Below are 19,415 nucleotides of genomic sequence, written 5' to 3'. Positions count from 1 at the left end.
ACTCCTATATAGATGATACAATTAACATTATATATTCTATATGTATGGAAAAGAGGCGGATTATGGAACGGATTGAGGATCTTGTGTATACTCACCAGCAAGGGGGCCAGTTTCGTTGGGTCACGGTGAGTACATTGTTATTGGCGTTAGGTGCTATTTTGCATTTAGTAAGCCCTAGTATTGCAGGGGTGACGCCGAATTGGATGATTGCTACTTATTGTGTAGCTATTTTATTGACCCGTCCTAGTTATGGGCAGACATTAGGCATTGGTTTAGTAGCGGCGTTCCTCACTATTTTGACGTCTAAATCGGCATTTCCATACGGCAATTTATTGTCCGAGCCTGGCGGTGCTTTGACGGCGGCTCTTGTTACGCGTGCTATGGTCAATATGAAATGGAAACGCATTGGTGGTATCGATATTACATCTATTGTGTCTGGATTTCTTGCTACTGTTGTATCTGGCGGTATTTTTGTGACCTTGTTGTGGCAAGTCATGGGATTGCCGAATAATGTGTATTTCTTCGTTATTTGGCCTATGGTGCTTATGGTAGCCGCCCTCAATGCGGCTATAACGCCGATTTTATATATTCCAGCGCAGAAGTTATTCGCTAAACGCGGAATGTTGCCTACTGGTGATGAGAAAACTAGTAATCATAGTCATTTAACGATTTTACCAGAACGAAATGCGAAAATTTCTATTGAACACATGACCTATTATCATCCTAAGGCATCATCACCAACGTTAGAGAATATTAATCTCGATGTGCATGACGGTGACTTCCTCGTTATTACAGGTCCTGCCGGTTGTGGTAAAAGTACCCTTTGCATGGCCATGGTAGGGGCGGTGCCAAAATTCTACGGCGGGCGATTGGAAGGCATGGTATTTGTGGAGGGCAAAGCGACAACACAAATGGATATTCCTGATTTAGCTAACCATATTGGCGTCGTATTAGCTGATTATGATACACAATTGGTGACTATGACCGTTCGTGAAGAAGTGGCATTTGCCATGGAAAACCGCGGTTATACTCGTGATGTTATTGAAGCTCGTAGCCGTGAAGTGTTTAAACAAGTAGGCTTAGAAGGTTTAGAAGAACGCAAAATCACGAGCTTATCCGGTGGTCAACGACAACGCCTTGCTATTGCTTCTGTATTGGCTACGAATCCATCCGTTCTTGTTCTGGACGAGCCAACTAGCTCTCTCGATCCAGAGGGGACTGCAGAACTCTATCGCCTTGTAGGCTCTCTTAATAAGGAATATGGTATTACGGTAGTAGTTATTGACCACGATTTACACGCTGTGCTCCCTTATGCAAACCGCATGGCTCTCATGGTACAAGGACGAGTTGTGTGCGACAGTGATGTGGCTACAACATTGCGGTATATGTACGAACACGATATTTACGTTGATGCATTGCCTTCTGTATTTACTACATATATGCAATTAGAACAGGCTGGTTATGGCAGTGACGAACCGTGGCTTAGTATCGAATCTGCTATCAAGGGTTTGCACCATATTGAAATGGCAAAGGCTATAGAAAATTCTGTTCATGGAGGTGGCACCCATGCTTAAAGTTGAAAATTTACGTTTTGGCTATGTGCCATCGGTAGATATTTTTAGACATGTTACTTTCACCATTAATGGTGGTGAATTTATTGCCATCGGTGGTAAAAACGGTTGCGGTAAAACGACTATTACTCGATTGCTAGTGGGACTAGAAACACCTACAGAAGGTCGCATGTACTATAATGGTACAGATATTACGGATATGCCGCCATCGAAACGGGGCCAATTTATTGGTTATGTGTTTCAACAACCAGACCGTCAAATGTTTAGACCTACGGTGGCTACTGAGGTGGCATTTGGTCCTGAATCGCTAGGTCGTTCTAAGGCCGAAGTAGATTGTATCGTTAACGAAGTGTTAGAAAAAGTCGGTATTAGTCATTTGCGGGATGCGTACCCGCCAACATTGCGCCGCGGTGAAAAACAACGTGTTGCTATTGCATCGGCATTGGCGATGCAATCTAAGATTCTTATCCTCGACGAGCCTACTAGTGGTCAAGATGGGAAAGAAACGAAAGATTTATTGCTTTTGCTTCGCCAACTGCATGAAGAAGGGCTTACCATATTACTCATTACCCATGATATGGAGATCATGGCTGCAGAATGTACGCGGGCTATCATTATGGGGCATCAAACAGTGGCTTTTGATGGTACACCGGATACATTATTTATTAAATCTGCGGACGAACTACATGACTTAGGTCTTACGCGACCACCTAGTGTGGAACTGTCGCTGGCTGTACCAGGTTTAGGGTATTGTAAATCTATGGATGAATTGCGCATTCGATTGTTGGCGCAGTTAGAAGCGTAGGAGGGTATGATGGAACGATTAGTACCGTTAACAAAAATTTTGATGACCCTCGCTATTTCTGCGTGGGCTATATTGTTGAGAGATTGGCAATCCTTATTAGTATTGGTGATTGTGGAACTCATTGGCCTCGCCGTATTCGGTATTTTGGTAAAACAATATAAGGCGATTTTTGCGTTATTCACCTTTGCTGTATTTTTAGGTATCGTCCAATTCCTAGGTAGTCATGATATGGTATCTGCTATTGTGGCGGGTCTTCGTATGTTATCTATGACCACCGTATTTATCGCGTTATTAGGAACGACAAAATTGCAGGATTTAACAGCGGCCCTCGTGACACAATGCAAAATTCCTTATGAATATGCATTCATGTTCACTGCAGCACTCCGTTTCGTCCCTGATTTCATTGGTGAAAGCAAGGCCGTCCAAGAAGCACAAGCGTGCCGAGGACTTTCACTAGAAGGCAATATGGTAAAACGCATGAAATCATATGCATCTGTTATTCAACCATTGCTTTTGAAATCCTTAGGTCGCTCTGAAACGATGGCTTTGTCTTTGGAACTGCGTGGCTTTGGTGGGAAAAACCATAGCTTTGCTGCTTCAGTAGGACTGAAAGCTGTGGATTATGCTGTGATAACGGGATTAGTAGTTATTACTATAGCACTTATCATTATCTTATAATATATTAATATATAACACCCTATACTGGAAATACATTGGTTGTATTGATTGTATCGATCATTATTACAGAAATTTTCAGTATAGGGTGTTTTGTTTTATTTAGAATATAGATTTTAAAAGCGTTTATATTTTTGGGATAGATGATACATTTTTTAATTCATATGGCAATGTCAATACAGAGGTAATTCTGTATGTATTACGCCTTTTGTTGTATACTGATAGGTAAATACATTATAGAAGATATAGACAGGATAGATGGTGTAATTTAATTCGCTACATAGGCGAGGAGTACGTTCGCTTGGGTATGATTGCTTACGTAAGAGGTGTAGCGAAGTAAATAGGGGCTAGGGATTATAAAACATGGAATTAGAGATTCGGTTAATTAGAGAAACAGATATTGAGGCTTGTTTAGATATATACAATTATGAGGTGGTACATGGTGTGGCCACGTTGGATTTAGAACCGCGCACATTAGAAGAGTGGCACGAATGGTATGATTCGCACAGTGATGAACATCATCCTATTATTGTAGGAACTGTAGATGATGCGGTGATAGGGTATGCGTCGCTTTCACCATATCGATTGAAAGATGCTTTTAAAAGTACGGTGGAATTATCGATTTATATTCATCAAGAACACCGTGGTAAAGGGGTGGCTACGCAGTTGATGGCGCGCATTCTCGAAATGGCGAGAGAGGACGATATATTACACAATGTTGTATCTGTTATCACTGCTGGTAATGAGGGAAGCACAAAATTACACGAGCGTTTCGGATTTACTTATTGCGGTCTCACACCAGAGGTAGGATTTAAGCACGGAACATATCGAGATACTGAAACGTATGCTTTGTTGGTGTAGCCCGTGAAATAGGGGCTTTGTGATGGATATGGAGCATACGATACATGCGTAGAGTCCTTAGTGGTTATGTGTAATTTGTAATATATCAATAGTTGGGGGAATATATCTTATTATGAATATGAAAGCAGAAAGACAGTTTGTCGGCTACAGTACGTATCGCAGCCGATTGGTGGACGGCCATGTACATACTGAGTTATGTCCGCATGGTAGCGGGGATAGAACGGCATTGATGATTGAAAAGGCCATTGAGTTACGCATTGAGAAAATATGTTTAACTGAACATGCACCATTGCCAGCAGGATTTGAAGTTGAATATGGTGGCGATAAAGTTGCCTATGATACGGCTTCATTAAAAATGAATCAAGTGGATTCGTATCTCGAATTGGGGCGAGAATTGCAACGCGCTTATGGCACGCATATCGATATTTCTTTGGGCTTTGAGATAGATTATATTCCTGGGTTTGAAACGGATATTCAAGATTTCCTAGATCGATATGGTCCATTGACGGATGATAATATTTTGTCTGTACATTTCATGAATGGTGTAGCAGGGCAATATTATTGCGTCGATTATAGTGCTGATGAATTTGCAAAAGGTTTTGCTCCGTGGATTGATAATCAAAGTGAATTATACTATAAATACTTTAGCATCTTACGACAAGCAGTGCGTGCAGATTTAGGTTCCTATACGCCAAAGCGCATCGGTCATTTTGATTTAATAAAAAAATACCAACGCCACTTTGGTTACGATCGCTATCTAGACAGACGTAATGCACAAGTAGTAAGTGATATCCTCCATATCATGCGCGTCCAAGGGCGTGAATTAGATTACAACATGAGCGGCTTTTTTAAACAAGATTGTCAGGAAATGTATCCAAGTCGATTTATCCAAGGTATGGCTGCTGTTATTGGGGTACCTTTTGTATTGGGGTCTGATGCGCATAGCGTGGCGGATATTGCACGAGTTTGGGAATAGCTATATGTTTATATTGTGATTTAATTGAAGGCCTGCAGTTTTACGTAATAATAAAGACTATGCATCTATTTCATGCTATAATGTTATTTATAAATTAGATGAAGATTTTGGGAGGGGCCTATGCGAGGAGAATATGAATCTATATCTACTGTTGAACGATGGAACTCTTTATTGTTTCCCTTAATTTTATCAGTGGTAGATTACTTAGCTGTGGTATGTGGTGTAGGCATGGCCTATGGATTGCGCAAATATATTTTGCCAGGTGCTTTGGATTCTTTTCATATTAATAGTTTATATATCGTTGTGGTATTGCCACTAGTATTTCTTCTATTTTTACATATTAATTTCTCCTATGAACGTAATGCGCCTTATTGGGTGATAGGAAAACGTGTGTTTATAGCTACGCTTTACAGCTTAATCATGGCTGTTTTTCTAATGTATTTTACCCACGTGGCAGAAGATGTATCTCGACTCTTTGTTGTACTAGCATGGGTGTTGTCTTATATTTGTATTGTATCTTTTCGATTTGTTACAGAGTCCATTTTAAGTGCATATAACTGGCTATATGAACCTGTTCTTATTTTAGGGGCTGGTAAAACATCAGAAGCCTTGATAAAAGTGATAGAAGGGGATTCTGGCTATCGCTATAAAATTATAGGTTTTTTAGAAGATACTAAAGAGGTAGCCCCTTCGTTAGCTAAGTATCCTATTCTGGGTGGTTTTAAGGATGCTCAACAGGTGATTAAAAAGACAGGGGTTAAAACTGTACTTATTAGTGCACCAGGATTAGGCCCTAAAGCTCTGACAAATCTAATTAATCGAATTGAGCCGTTAGTTAAAAATGTGAGTTTTGTACCAGATTTTATGGGTGCTCCTGTAGGCAATCTGCAAATTCAAGGTTTGCTGGAAGCTCGTATGATGGTGGTACAGTCTAAGAATAATTTGGCGCGGTGGTACAATCGATGGGCTAAACGAATTTTTGATTTAGTCGTGGCTTTGTTGAGTTTAGTCATTATAATTCCTGTTTGCATTGTTATCGGAGCTATTATATATAAGACGGATCCAGGACCGATTTTCTTTGCTCATAAACGAATTGGTAAAAATGGTAAGGAATTCCCATGCTATAAATTCCGTTCCATGGTAGTTAATTCGCAAGAAATGTTAGAGAAGTATTTAGAAGAGAATCCAGAAGCCCGTGAGGAATGGGAATCTGATTTTAAACTTAAGAATGACCCAAGGGTTACTAAAATTGGAGCTTTCCTTCGTAGGACTAGTTTGGACGAACTTCCTCAAATTTTTAATGTTATCAAGGGCGAGATGAGCTTTGTTGGACCACGGCCTATTATTCAAGCAGAAGTGGAAAAATATGGCGAATATTTTCATGATTTTTGTATGGTAACACCTGGTATTACAGGCCTTTGGCAGGTATCGGGACGATCTGACACAACTTACGAAGAACGAGTAAGTATGGACTCTTGGTATGTTCATAACTGGTCTGTTTGGATGGATGTTGTATATTTGATTAAAACTGTGAAAGTAGTCTTGAAAAAGGAAGGCGCTTATTAGTGTGGTCTGTTCCGAATAAAATGTTGTTATAGATAAAAGTTTTGAAACTAGAGCATTGTGAGGGTTCATAGAATGAAAAGAAAAGAAGTTAGTAAAATCATAGTTAGTTGTTTACTGACGGCGTGTTTAGGGGGAATTTATAATATTAGTTCCGCCGAATCTGTAGAGTTGATAAAGCCTATAAATATGCAGGTACAACCTGTAACGATTAATCAAGTTCAATCTAATAATGAGGGGGTAACGAAAGCCACTGTTACTAGAAAGGGAAAACTCAGTAAAGAAGAAAAATTTAATATGGTTTACGAAAATGGTGAATATATAGATCCTGCAGATAGTGTATTTGAACTAGCACGACCAGAGATTGATGAATATCGTCTATCCAAATACGATAAGCTAAACTTACAAGTGGTAGGTTATTCTCGTGGTGAATTAGGCTTTACAGGGACCTCTGGGGATTCGACTAGCAACTCTGGTGTTACCTTGACTATTGGTCCAGATGGTCGAATTAGTAGTCCTTATACAGGTGTGGTTAAGTTAGGGGGCCTTACTTTGGAAGAGGCCTCGGAAGTTTTGAGCCAACGACTTAGTAAATATATTCAACGACCTGATGTTAATGTAAGTGTGTCTGCCTATGGGGAACGGCAGGTGTATGTTATGGGGGAAGTAGCTAATCCTGGTATTTACAGACTCAATGCAGATTATATGAATGTATTTGCAGCGCTTTCTAGTGCACATGGTACCAGCAGAAAAGCTCGTATTAAGCATGTTCAGGTAGTTAGAGTGATAGATGACAAAGTGTATGTGCGGGAAGTTAATATAGAACATTTTATAAAGAAACAAGACATTAAACAAAATATTGCGCTACAAGATGGCGATATGATTTATGTACCTAAATCACGGAAAATATTGATTTCTGATATTGCGCCAGTAGCGTCTTTGGCATATAGTATCCGTAATTTCTAAGAATAAGTAATCAATAGAGGTCTTGATAATGAATCAACAGAAAGCATTTAACATACAAGAGTATGTTGCTATTTGCAAAAATAAAAAGAAAGTACTAGTAAAGATTGTAGTGGGCTTTGCTACGGCATCTTTGGTGGCAGGCCTAGTTTGGCCTGCTACATATGAGTCTACTACGACGGTACGGACAAGGGTGACGCCTAATAGCATTACTAGTGGAGGTGCATTAGCTGCTTTAGCAGGTCTTAGTGGGGCTGGTACGCCGACTATGACTTATGTAGAGCTCATGAAAAGTGGTGTTGTATTACAACCTATTATCGATGAATTAGATTGGGATGAGGATGAGAAAGAGTTTCTCACACCGGAAAAATTTGCTAAAAAGAACTTGACCATTGAATCTATTAAACAAACTAATATTATCAGTGTATCTGCCAAGGGGAAAACTCCAGAAGAGGCACAAATGATTGCCAATGATGTAGTCAATAATTTTATGCACCTTATGACTGACATGAATAAAGATACGCAAAATACTATGCTTAAGTTCCTTAACGAACGAGTAAGTACAGCCAAAAAAGAAGCAGAAGAAGCTGGTAGGAAGTTTGCTGACTACCAAAAGGAACATAAGATGTATCAGCCTAAGTTGCAGGCAGAAGCTCAGTTAGATAATCTTGCGAAATATGATTCTGCCATTAGTCAATCTATTGTAGAAGAATCGGCGAATAGTGCTAAATTACAAAGTGTATCTGGTCAGCTAGATGCTATGAAAGCGGACAGTGAACATTTTAAAATCAATGATAATACGGTTGTACAAGATATTCGTAATAATATTGTAAAAAAAGAAGTAGAATTAGTGGGGCTTGAGTACAAGTACACTGATGAGCATCCATCTGTAATTCAAGCTAAAGCCCAATTAAAACAATTAGAAGATAGCCTTCGGAATGAGGTGAATGCTATTGTACAATCTAATGCGGCGACTATGAATCCAGCGCAAGAATCCTTGGTAAGAGAACAAGCCTTAGCAGAAGCTTCTATGGCAGTAGCAAAGGCTAAAAAGGCGGCTCTCGAAGAGCAGCGGACTGAAAAAGAAGAAGAAATCAGTAAACTGCCAAGTGAAGCCATTGATTATCTCAATCTTGAACGAGAAGCACGCATTAAGAATGAAGTCTATACTAATTTGGTAAAACAATATGAACAAAGTCGTATTGAACAAGCCATGGAATCTATGGATATTCAAGTTGTGGATAAGGCGAATCTTCCATTTGAGGAAAAACCTATTTGGCCACGTCCTAAACTAATGACTGCTGTAGGTGGACTTATTGGTGTGCTTGTTGCTATGTTATATGCCTTTGTGGAGTATATAAAACGAAATAAGAGATTGCAAGATTAAGGTATTCTTAAAGGATGGTGATGAGCATTCATGTCTTATGACTTAGAGGACAAATCTCGCCTTTGGCGAATCTTTGGAGGATTAATTGTTATTCTTTTCTATTTAACTTCTGGAACAGTAGGAATATTCCTTCCCATTGCTATGCATACGCTTGTTTGTATAGGCTTAGTGTGTTTGTTAGGAATAGGGTTATTAGTGGGATATATAACTATTACTCTACGAGATATAGCAATATGCCTCTGTTTGCTGGCTCCTTTTATGTGCATTGGAATTATACAATTTTTTGTTATTCATGAAGCAGCAGGACTTAAAAGCCTATTTAAGGTTGTACTTAATTTGGGATCAGCTCTTGCGCTTGCTAAGTTTTTTTCATGGAATTTATATACTAAAGCACTTAGATGGTCGATTCCCATTAATATAGTATTAATTACTATAGTTATATTGTTAGGTACGATATCGTTTGATTTCACGATTCGCACTGCCTATGATTCAGGGTTGTTTATGGATTGGAAAAATTTCCACTTTCCCATCATGTGGAGTTCCTTAATGGATGAGAAGGTTCGTATTGGTGGCATTTTTGGACATGCTAATACGTTTGGCGTTGTGGCTACTATGGGGATGCTTGGTCTCTACATGAACAAGGATAAGGCAAGTGGTGTAAGTCAAATTATCTGGTGGCTAATCTTTATTATTAGTTTTATCTTTACTGAATCAAGAGCCTCATTATTAAGTTTACTAGTGTTTATTGTAGCTAATAATATGTTGCAATCTTGGTCTAGTATTAAACGAGTTGTAAAAAATATAGCTATTATGGCTAGTGTTACTGTTACTATCGTCATTGTAGCATTTATGCGAGTTAATGAGAATACTGGCGATATTACATCTGGTCGCGCTGGTATTATGGATATGGTTTCAGATGCAATAATGAATGGATTGCCTATTACACAAGCGTTAGGTGTAGGTTTAGGGCAGGGAGCGCTATATTTAGAACAACAATACAGCTTTATGATACCCGTAGATAATAGTTATTTTAAATTATTGTTAGAATTGGGGATTATAGGGACTGTCATGGTTGTGTTGACTATAGTCTTTTTGTTTTGGCGATATAGAAATACAACTATCTTTTCTAAACATACGTATTGGGCCTTTGTCCTAAGCATATTGGCACATTCTTTCTTTGAGGCTGATTTTATGATGAATATTCTTTCCATCGGATGGATACTATTTTTGATGTATGCATCACAAGATACCATGGAAGGTAAGAATTATAGCAAGCATGAACCTAGTAGAGCTTTACACCACATTTAAGCGTTATTTTAGTTATTAGTATGTTGTTTGCATTATTAAAAGATGTATATTTTAGTATAGGAGAATGGTTATGAATTATCAGTATGATTATTTAATAGTCGGTGCTGGTCCATTTGGTGCTGTATTTGCTCATGAGGCTTATAAACGTGGCAAATCTGTTTTAGTTATTGATCGTCGTAACCATGTGGCAGGTAATTTGTATTGTGAAAGTAAAGATGGTATTAATATCCATGTATATGGGGCACATATTTTTCATACATCTTTGAAACATGTATGGGATTATGTAAATCAATTTGCCGAGTTTAATCACTATGTGAACAGTCCTGTAGCGAATTACAAAGGTGAAATGTATAATTTACCGTTTAATATGAACACATTTTCTAAAATGTGGAATATTAGAACACCAAAAGAGGCAGAAGCAATTATTACGGAACAACGCAAGGCGATTACAGGAAATCCTAAAAATTTAGAGGAACAAGCCATTAGCTTAGTGGGGACAGATATTTATGAAAAACTCATAAAAGGATATACAGAAAAACAATGGGGGCGTAAATGTACGGAATTGCCTGCTTTCATCATTAAACGCTTACCTGTACGTTATACTTATGATAACAATTATTTCAATGATCGCTATCAAGGAATTCCTGAAGGCGGTTATACAAAGATGATTGAACGGATGCTAGAAGGCATTGAAGTGCGGCTAGGTGTTGATTTCTTAGTACATCGTGATGAATATCAATCTATAGCTAAAAAAATTATTTATACTGGTCCTATTGATGAATATTTTGGTTATTCGGAAGGTAGCTTGGAGTACCGTGGTTTGCATTTTGAAACAGAATGTTTAGAGGAAGAAAATCATCAAGGTGTGGCTGTGGTTAATTATACGGAAGGGAATATTCCTTATACACGCATCATTGAACATAAGCACTTTGAATTCGGAACACAACCTGTAACCTATGTAACAAAAGAATATCCTCGTGATTGGACGGTTGGCGAAGAGGCGTATTACCCAGTGAATGATGTAAAAAATCTTGATCTTTATGCTAAATATGTAGAACTGGCAAAACAGGAGGATAATGTAATATTTGGTGGTCGTTTGGGGGAATACAAATATTACGATATGGATAAGGTCATTGCGAGTTCGTTGGAGTTAGTGAAAAGGGTGTTTATTATATGAGAATAGAGTGGTTGGATTCATTAAAAGGTTTTGCTATATTTTTGGTCGTTGTGGGACATGTTGTTCTTGGTTATATTAGAGCCGATATTTTTCCTCAGTATTATAATGAATTACAATATATTTATAATATAATTTATAGTTTTCATATGCCATTATTTTTTTTGATTAGTGGTTTTTTGTATAAATTAACTTGGTCAAAAAAAAATACAGGGGTTTTCAAGAAAATAGGGAATAAATTTCTTAATATGGTACCTATGTATCTTGTATTTTCATTAACTTTTTGGGTCTTTAAGTATTATGCAACTCTATATAGTAATATTCAGATGAGTGATTATTTTAACTTTATAGATCTAATACATATTTATATAGCACCTCTTTCTTATTTATGGTTTTTATATGCATTAATATGTTTGTTTATAATTATCCCTTTGTTAGAATCCTTTATAAAACCAGTCTTGGTGTTTTTAGTGTTCTTTCTGCTATATGTTTTGGCGCCCCATATTGAAGGGATATTTAAAGTTGTAAATTCAATAATTTATGGCGGGGTATATTTTTCTCTAGGGTCTATATTATTTATTTATAGTGAGTATATTAAAAATAATATAGGTAATAAGTTAATAATACTTTCTTTTATAAGTATTACTATAGCTTATTGTAGTTTTCCATTTATTAATGTTTATAATATTTTTAAGTTTATATGTGCAATATCGGTATCAGTCTTTTTGTCAATTATATTTTTTAGATTACAAAATTATAAATTCATTAGTCTGTGGAAGCCTTGTGGATATTATTCTTTAGGTATATATATATTACATTTATATTTTACAGGTCCATTAAGAACTATTTTCAAATATTTATCAATAGATAATATTATTATAGTTTCAATTCTCGCTTCCATTATTGGTACGTTAGCACCTATTTTTATAGTAAAACTTTTGGCTCGATATAAGGCAACCTCTTGGATTTTTGGAGAAACTAAATTAATAAAATTAGAATAATACGCTAAGCAGATATGATTGATAAGGACGTGTTTTATTTGACTTGGTTAACTTTTATTTTGATGTGGTTTCCTGTAATTTTATATCTTTGAGATGAAGCGGTTTAGTTATGGAAATATATTACTTAAAAGAGGAATATTTAAAATAATACGAGGTTAGATTAGTGAATATTAAAGTATTAGTAGCCACGCATAAACAATATTGGATGCCGACAGATAATGTTTATATACCTATCCATGTAGGTAAAGAGGGTAAGCAAGATTTAGGATATATTGGTGATAATACAGGTGACCATATATCTATGAAAAATCCTAATTACTGTGAATTAACTGCCTTATATTGGGCATGGAAAAATCTTGATGCTGATTATATAGGTTTAGTTCATTACCGCCGTTATTTTACAAAAAAAGAAGTGCGTAATATAGAAGCTAAAAAGAATCAGATTTTGAGCTCTGCTGATTGGGCACAGTTAGTATTATCTGCACCTGTTATTGTGGCAGATAAACGCAATTATTATATTGAATCGAATCGTTCTCATTATAATCATGCTCATCATAGTGAAGGGTTAGATGTAACCGAACAGATTATTGCTGAATTCTATCCAGAGTATAGTGATTCTTTTACAAAAGTTTGTAATAGAACATGGGCTCATATGTTTAATATGTTTGTTATGCGTCGAGATTTATATGCTCAATATTGTGAGTGGTTATTTACCATATTGGGCGAACTAGAAAAACGAGTAGATATTTCTGGTTACGATGTATATGAATCTAGAATCTATGGCTTTGTCAGTGAAATCTTATTAGACGTATGGCTTGAAAAAAATCAGATTCCATATAAAGAACAAAATGTATCATTTATGGAACCACAAAATTGGATTAAAAAGGGCGGATCGTTTTTGTTGCGGAAACTAATGGGCAAATAGTCTAAGTTCTTTGGATAGTTATTAGAAAAGAGCAGAAATTTATTAATAGACATAAGAGGATGTTCGGAGAACGTTACTAAGGGAGCGAATAATATTGAAAAAGGTTATTACATATGGCACATATGATTTATTTCATAAAGGACATTATAATTTATTAAGAAATGCTAAAGCCTTAGGAGATTATTTAATTGTTGGTGTAACATCAAGCGATTTTGATAAGAATAGGGGGAAATTAAATGTTCGAGACTCTTTAATGACGCGTATTAAACATGTGGAAGAAACAGGTTTTGCTGATGAAATTATTATTGAAGAGTATTTCGGACAGAAAATAGATGACATCAAGAAATATGATATTGATATATTTACAGTCGGGTCTGATTGGAAAGGCCATTTTGATTACTTAAGTGAGTATTGTGAGGTTATATATTTAGATAGAACTAAGGGGATTTCTAGTACAGATATTAGGAATACGAAATCGATTAAGTTGGGTTTATGGGGATTTAGTGATATAACAACAAGATTTATAGATGAATCAAAATTTGTTAGCGGCATTGATATTGAATATATTTATTCTGATAGTAGCGATACTTTAGACAGCTCTACGTTGGCAGAATATGACCTTGAAAGAAAAGATGATATTGAAGAATTTTATGAATCAGTAGACGCTGTATATATTGTAGAGAAACCACAGAATCAATACAATGCTATTATGCAAGCACTTATGCATAAAAAGCATGTGTTGGTTGAATTCCCCATCCTTGTTACAAATAGTCAGATTAATGAAATTATAGAGTTAGCGATTCAGAATCAATGTATTTTTATGGAAGGCTTAAAAACAGCTTATACTCCTGCTTTCAATAAATTAGTTACTACTGCCAAAAGTGGCATTATAGGAAACATATTAAATGTAGAGGCCAATTTTACACAGATTTTGGGGAAACAGATTCAAAATCAAATTCAGTTAGTTAATGGGGGGAGTGTTAATGCATTAGCATCCTACTCTTTTTTAGCATTTGTTAAATTACTTGGACTAGACTATAAAAGTATTCAATTCTTTAGCCGTATGAATGAAGAACAAATTGATATATTTACTAAAGTATTAATTACTTATGAGAATAGTATCGGTGCATCCATGATTGCTATTGATGCTAAAAGTGAAGGTGAGTTAGTTGTTGCTGGAGATAAAGGCTATATATATGTACCAGCACCATGGTGGAAAACAGAGTATTTTGAAGTTAGGTTTGAAGATATTAATCAGAATCGTAAGTATTTTTATAAATTTGATGGAGAAGGTTTACGATATGAAATATCCGAATTTATTCAAGCTATATTAAACCAAAAACATTCTATTCTTTTAACTCACGATGAAATAAAAGCTATTATAAAGCTATTGAATATGTATACATCAAAAAATATAATTAAATTTTAGTTGGTAGGAGTTGTGAAATATGTATATAAATCCATTGATAGAAAATTTAGAGCGAAAATACCCTAGTGGTAATCGTACATCCATTTTACGGTTAGACATGAATGAAAATCCAGGCGGTTTACCTGAAACTTTTGTGGAAAATATCAAACAAGAAATCACATCAGAATTCTTATCTACATATCCAGATAAAGATCCTCTCATTACATCTTTAGCTAACTTTCATAATATTGAGAAGAATTGTATAGCTGTTACGGATGGATCTGAAATGGCATTAAAGTATATTTTTGAAGCTTTTTCTAAACCCGGTAACTACTTTGTTAGTGTAATTCCTACTTTTGAGATGTATGCTGTATATGCTAATATGTATGGTTTAAAACACAAAGCTGTAAAAATAGATTCTCAGTTTCAAATTGACATAGATGCTTTGTTGCATTCTATTGATGATGAAACAAGTATAGTTTCTTTATTAAATCCTAACAATCCTATAGGACGGCCTTATACAGATGAAGAATTTAAACTCATTGCAGACAAAACTAGGGAGGTAGGGGCTTTACTTATTATTGATGAAGCGTATCACTATTTTTATAAGCATACACAGTTGCCATTATTAGAAGAATATAATCATATTGTTATATTAAGGACATTTTCAAAATTATTTTCTATTGCTGCTTGTAGGATAGGTTATGCTATTTCATCACCTACAATAATTAAAATGATTAACAACGTAAGACCGACATTTGACACTAATTCTATTGCTTTATTATTTGCTAATCATATCATCAATAATAAATCGTTATTAGATAAATTAATTGAAGAAGAACTAGAGGGTAGATTATATCTCATAGATGCTTTAAAAAGTGCAGGCTATGAACCTATTAGTGATGGTGGCAATTATATTACATTTAAACCTAAAATTAGTGCTCAAGTATTGGCAGATAAATTACTTAAAGAATGGAATATTGCTATAAAAACTTCTGGATATGATATTTTAAAAGACTATATTCGAGTTACTACCGGTTCTATTCGGTATATGAAAGAGTTTATAAATGCTTTATTATCACTAGATAAGTAGGTTTATCATGAGGCTATATAATATTAAGAATGTATTGAGGAAAAATAAAATAGTCTTTACAATTATAAATTTTTTAATTTTAGTTGTACAAATTATATGCAGATATTTATTACGCATGGTTGCTGTTTTTATTCCTATAGAGAAAAAACGAATATTATTTACAGCCTATGAAGGTCGTGGATATACATGTAGCCCTAAATATATTAGTCAATATATAGAAAAAAAGGGAGACTATCAAATTATATGGGCCTTTGAACAGCCAGAAAACTACGCATATTTACAAGGACAAGGTATTACTGTTATTGCTCGTAAATCTTTACGATATATTTATTACTTTTTTTCTTCTAAGTTTATTATTAGAAACGATTTGATTGAGACAGTTTTACCAACTACTAGAAATCAGGTTTATATTAATACTTGGCATGGAGGCGGTGCTTATAAAAAATGGGGGTTTCTTGTAGATTGGAGTTGGATTGGTAAAATTAGGTATTTTTTGACTCATAAATTTACTTATTATTTATCATCTTGTGAAGCCTTTACACGCTACGCTACTTTAGCTTTTAATGCGGAAATAAGTCAATTTATAAATTCTGGATTACCTAGAAATGATTTGTTTTTTGATGAAAAAGAGGTAAAGCTCAGAACGTTTGAGATATTAAATAAATTAGATTTAGATAGTGAATTTAGATATGCCTTATATGCACCTACATATAGAGAGTTTAAAGGAAGTAGTACTTATAATATAGATTTCTCTGCGTTAAAAACTGCTTTGGAAATAAGATTTGGTGGAAACTGGAAAATTTTATTTAGAGGTCATTATTATTTAGATAATATTAAAGGGTTGCCAGATTATATTATTGATGTATCTAGTCATGATGATATGCAAGAAATACTATTTATTTCAGATGTATTGATTACAGATTATTCTAGTTCTGTTTGGGATTATGCTTTACTAAAAAGACCCTGTTTTTTATATACCCCAGATAAAGAGGAGTATGAACTAGTCACTAATTATTGTATACCTCTAGAAGAATGGCCCTATTCATTTGCGCTTACAAATGAATCGTTATATGACAATATTGTATCCTTTGATAAACAGCAGTATTTGGATAGGGTCAAGAAACATCAAGGATTATTAGGTTCCTATGAAAAAGGCGTTGCTTGTAAGATGATATTCGATTTATTACAGCGTAAATAACAGAATGTATGTTGTATTCCAATAGTTGAATTCTAGCAGGTTATGTATACATTTTATTAGACATATATAAGGGGGAATAGTTTGTTAATGAAAGAATTAACAGCTGAAGAACTGAAACAGATACAATTGAATATTTTAAAACATGTAGCTGAATTCTGTGATGTAAATGGTATTAAATATTTTTTATGTGGTGGTACATTATTAGGTGCTATTCGACATAAGGGTTTTATTCCTTGGGATGATGATATAGATATAGCTATGCCTAGAAAAGATTATGTACGTTTTTTTGAATTGTATGACAACACAAATGGCCGTTATAGAGCGGATTCTTTAGAAAATAATCCTGACTGGCATTTATCTGTTGGTAGAGTAGGAGATCTTAATACCGTTTTATATGACCATGTTTTGAAAGAGAAATATGCGAATTATCATGCATTTATTGATATTTTCCCTGTAGATGGGGTGCCTAATAATTCTGTTAAGCATAAAATATTATTATATTGTCAGAAACTACTTAGTACATTAGCTAATGCATCATCTTTTTCATATTCAGCAAGTAATCACTTTTCAGATTCTAAAGAAGTTAATATTAACTTAAAAAATAATATAAGAACATGTATTAAGTATATTTTAATTACTTTATGCTTTCCTTTCAGTACAAAAAAAATACAGCGTTTAGTGAATTTCATTGCTCAGTTAACCTCCATTAGTGAGTCTAATATGGTAGGGTTGACTACTTATGTATGGAATTGGAAGTTTGAGGTTTTGAAAAAAGAATCTATAGATAAATTTGTTTTAGTTCCTTTTGAAGATAGTGAATTCTATGCACCTATTGGTTATGATGAATACTTGAGTTCAACTTATGGTGATTATATGACACCTCCTCCCAAAGCTAGCCAAGTAAGTCATCATAACTTTAAAGTATATTGGAAGTAAATTTATTATTTCTTTAATGTGTATTAGAAATATGAATAGTAAGTATAAATCCTATCTAATCGGTTAGTATTCGCATATTTGCTGTTTAAAGTGCGGTGCGATATAAAACACCATTATAGGCAGTTGTGTGTAATCCTCTAAATGTAGATAATGTATAAATAAGTAGGTTTAACTAGGTGAGTATATGGAACGAAATAAGAATATAGCAATTATTTTAGCTGGTGGTATAGGTAGTCGTCTTGGCTTAGATAAGCCCAAACAATTTCTTAAAGTAGCGGGGAAAACCGTCTTAGAACATACAGTAGATGTATTTCAGAAACATGAAAAAATAGATGAAATTGCCATTGTTATGCATGGTAATTATTTAGATATTGCAGAACAAATGGTTGCTACTAATCACTGGACAAAGGTTAAAAAGATTCTTAATGGCGGCAGTGAGCGTTATGAATCTAGTTTATCTGCTATTCGTGCCTATGAAGATATGCAAAAAGAAATTGGCAATTTGCAGTTAATATTCCATGATTCTGTACGCCCTTTAGTAAGTCCTAAAATTATTACAGATGTTATTGACGCATTGAATACATATGATGCTGTAGATGTAGCTGTTCCCGCTGTAGATACGATTATTACAGTCAATCAAGAACAACATACAATTGAAGATATTCCTAAACGAGCTAAACTGAATCGAGGTCAAACACCACAAGGTTTTAAGTATGAAACGATTGCAATTGCTTATGAGAAAGCGATGCAAGATAAGCATTTTGCTGTTACGGATGATTGTGGTATCGTTTTGAAGTATCTCCCAGAAACACCTATTTATGTTGTGGCTGGTGAAGAGCGGAATGCTAAGTTAACTTATCCAGAAGATATATATTTATTCGATAAGTTATTCCAATTAAAAACGACACAATTAACAGAATCTTTTAATGGTTCTGTTTTAAAAGATAAGGTTATGGTAGTTTTTGGTGGTACTTCTGGTATTGGTGCCGATATGGTAAACTTCGCTAATCAAGCGGGTGCTCATGCATATGCTTGCTCTAGACGTAATCATAATGTGGATATTCGAGATAGAGCAGCTGTTGATAAATTTTTACAAGATATTTATGCTAAACATAAACGTATCGATTACATTGTAGATTCTGCAGCTATTTTAAATAAAGAGCCTCTTATGCATTTAGATGACGCAACGATTGATACTATCATTGGGATTAACTATCGAGGAATGGTGAATATTAGTATAGCTGCCTACCCATATTTACAAGAAAGTAAAGGGTGCTTGCTACATTTTACATCTAGTTCTTATACGAGAGGTAGATCTAACTATGCTTTATATTCTTCTACTAAAGCGGCTGTGGTTAATTTTGTACAAGCTCTAGCAGAAGAATGGGAACCAGAAGGTATTCGTGTGAACTGTATTAATCCACAACGAACTAAAACTCCGATGCGGGTTCAAAACTTTGGTATTGAACCAGAAGAGTCTTTATTAAAATCGGAAATCGTAGCTAAAGAGTCATTAAAGGCTTTGAATGCTAATATCACTGGCGAGGTTATAGATATTAAATTAATGTAAT

Annotated in this window: 17 protein-coding genes; all 17 read left to right on the top strand. The window is 35.0% G+C overall.

The features are described from left to right. Positions 1 to 62 precede the first annotated feature (62 nt). The 17 genes from EO120_RS02685 (at position 63) to EO120_RS02605 (ending at position 19,414) form a co-directional block, all read left to right on the top strand. A complete protein-coding gene (locus tag EO120_RS02685; protein WP_127133968.1) occupies positions 63 to 1,574 on the top strand; it encodes a tryptophan transporter in 1,512 nt (503 codons plus the stop codon). After that, positions 1,567 to 2,376 carry an energy-coupling factor ABC transporter ATP-binding protein gene (locus tag EO120_RS02680; protein ID WP_127133967.1) on the top strand — a complete coding sequence of 270 codons (810 nt, stop codon included), beginning with the start codon at positions 1,567 to 1,569 and terminating at the stop codon, positions 2,374 to 2,376. The genes EO120_RS02685 and EO120_RS02680 overlap by 8 nt, the downstream gene beginning before the upstream one ends. Positions 2,377 to 2,385: 9 nt before the next feature. Beyond that, positions 2,386 to 3,054, top strand: coding sequence for an energy-coupling factor transporter transmembrane component T family protein (locus EO120_RS02675; RefSeq protein ID WP_127133966.1), 669 nt, complete (start codon positions 2,386 to 2,388; stop codon positions 3,052 to 3,054). Between the two features lie 360 nt (positions 3,055 to 3,414). Then, the gene (locus tag EO120_RS02670) at positions 3,415 to 3,912 is read left to right on the top strand and encodes a GNAT family N-acetyltransferase (protein ID WP_127133965.1); all 498 of its coding nucleotides are present in this window, start codon (positions 3,415 to 3,417) and stop codon (positions 3,910 to 3,912) included. 112 nt (positions 3,913 to 4,024) lie between these two features. After that, positions 4,025 to 4,888, top strand: a complete 864-nt coding sequence (gene hisJ, locus EO120_RS02665; RefSeq protein WP_127133964.1) for a histidinol-phosphatase HisJ — start codon at positions 4,025 to 4,027, stop codon at positions 4,886 to 4,888. A 120-nt stretch (positions 4,889 to 5,008) separates the two neighbouring features. Further along, positions 5,009 to 6,454, top strand: a complete 1,446-nt coding sequence (wbaP, locus tag EO120_RS02660) for an undecaprenyl-phosphate galactose phosphotransferase WbaP (protein WP_127133963.1) — start codon at positions 5,009 to 5,011, stop codon at positions 6,452 to 6,454. Positions 6,455 to 6,526: 72 nt separating this feature from the next. Then, a complete protein-coding gene (locus EO120_RS02655) occupies positions 6,527 to 7,417 on the top strand; it encodes a polysaccharide biosynthesis/export family protein (protein ID WP_127133962.1) in 891 nt (296 codons plus the stop codon). Between the two features lie 28 nt (positions 7,418 to 7,445). Then, entirely contained in the window at positions 7,446 to 8,801 is a 1,356-nt protein-coding gene (locus tag EO120_RS02650; protein WP_127133961.1) for a GumC family protein, read from the top strand. A 546-nt stretch (positions 8,802 to 9,347) separates the two neighbouring features. After that, positions 9,348 to 10,109: an O-antigen ligase family protein gene (locus tag EO120_RS02645; protein ID WP_127133960.1), complete on the top strand. Its 762-nt coding sequence runs from the start codon at positions 9,348 to 9,350 to the stop codon at positions 10,107 to 10,109. A gap of 70 nt (positions 10,110 to 10,179) precedes the next feature. Next, the gene (gene glf / locus EO120_RS02640) at positions 10,180 to 11,286 is read left to right on the top strand and encodes a UDP-galactopyranose mutase (RefSeq protein WP_127133959.1); all 1,107 of its coding nucleotides are present in this window, start codon (positions 10,180 to 10,182) and stop codon (positions 11,284 to 11,286) included. Further along, a complete protein-coding gene (locus EO120_RS02635; protein ID WP_127133958.1) occupies positions 11,283 to 12,284 on the top strand; it encodes an acyltransferase family protein in 1,002 nt (333 codons plus the stop codon). The genes glf and EO120_RS02635 overlap by 4 nt, the downstream gene beginning before the upstream one ends. A 163-nt stretch (positions 12,285 to 12,447) precedes the next feature. Then, positions 12,448 to 13,209 carry a DUF4422 domain-containing protein gene (locus tag EO120_RS02630; protein WP_127133957.1) on the top strand — a complete coding sequence of 254 codons (762 nt, stop codon included), beginning with the start codon at positions 12,448 to 12,450 and terminating at the stop codon, positions 13,207 to 13,209. Between the two features lie 94 nt (positions 13,210 to 13,303). Further along, positions 13,304 to 14,638 carry an adenylyltransferase/cytidyltransferase family protein gene (locus tag EO120_RS02625; protein ID WP_127133956.1) on the top strand — a complete coding sequence of 445 codons (1,335 nt, stop codon included), beginning with the start codon at positions 13,304 to 13,306 and terminating at the stop codon, positions 14,636 to 14,638. Positions 14,639 to 14,657: 19 nt separating this feature from the next. Further along, positions 14,658 to 15,710 (top strand): pyridoxal phosphate-dependent aminotransferase, encoded by a 1,053-nt coding sequence (locus EO120_RS02620; protein WP_127133955.1) that lies wholly within the window; start codon positions 14,658 to 14,660, stop codon positions 15,708 to 15,710. Positions 15,711 to 15,717: 7 nt separating this feature from the next. Beyond that, the gene (locus EO120_RS02615; protein WP_127133954.1) at positions 15,718 to 16,908 is read left to right on the top strand and encodes a CDP-glycerol glycerophosphotransferase family protein; all 1,191 of its coding nucleotides are present in this window, start codon (positions 15,718 to 15,720) and stop codon (positions 16,906 to 16,908) included. Positions 16,909 to 16,995: 87 nt separating this feature from the next. Then, the gene (locus EO120_RS02610) at positions 16,996 to 17,844 is read left to right on the top strand and encodes a LicD family protein (protein ID WP_127133953.1); all 849 of its coding nucleotides are present in this window, start codon (positions 16,996 to 16,998) and stop codon (positions 17,842 to 17,844) included. Between the two features lie 184 nt (positions 17,845 to 18,028). Then, positions 18,029 to 19,414, top strand: coding sequence for a bifunctional cytidylyltransferase/SDR family oxidoreductase (locus EO120_RS02605; protein WP_127133952.1), 1,386 nt, complete (start codon positions 18,029 to 18,031; stop codon positions 19,412 to 19,414). Position 19,415 lies beyond the last annotated feature (1 nt).

It is taken from the genome of Veillonella caviae (assembly GCF_003992125.1).
In the GTDB taxonomy this organism is placed as follows: domain Bacteria; phylum Bacillota; class Negativicutes; order Veillonellales; family Veillonellaceae; genus Veillonella; species Veillonella caviae.
The sequence above is the reverse complement of the archived record's forward strand: the minus strand, read 5'-3'. Positions and strand labels throughout refer to the sequence as shown.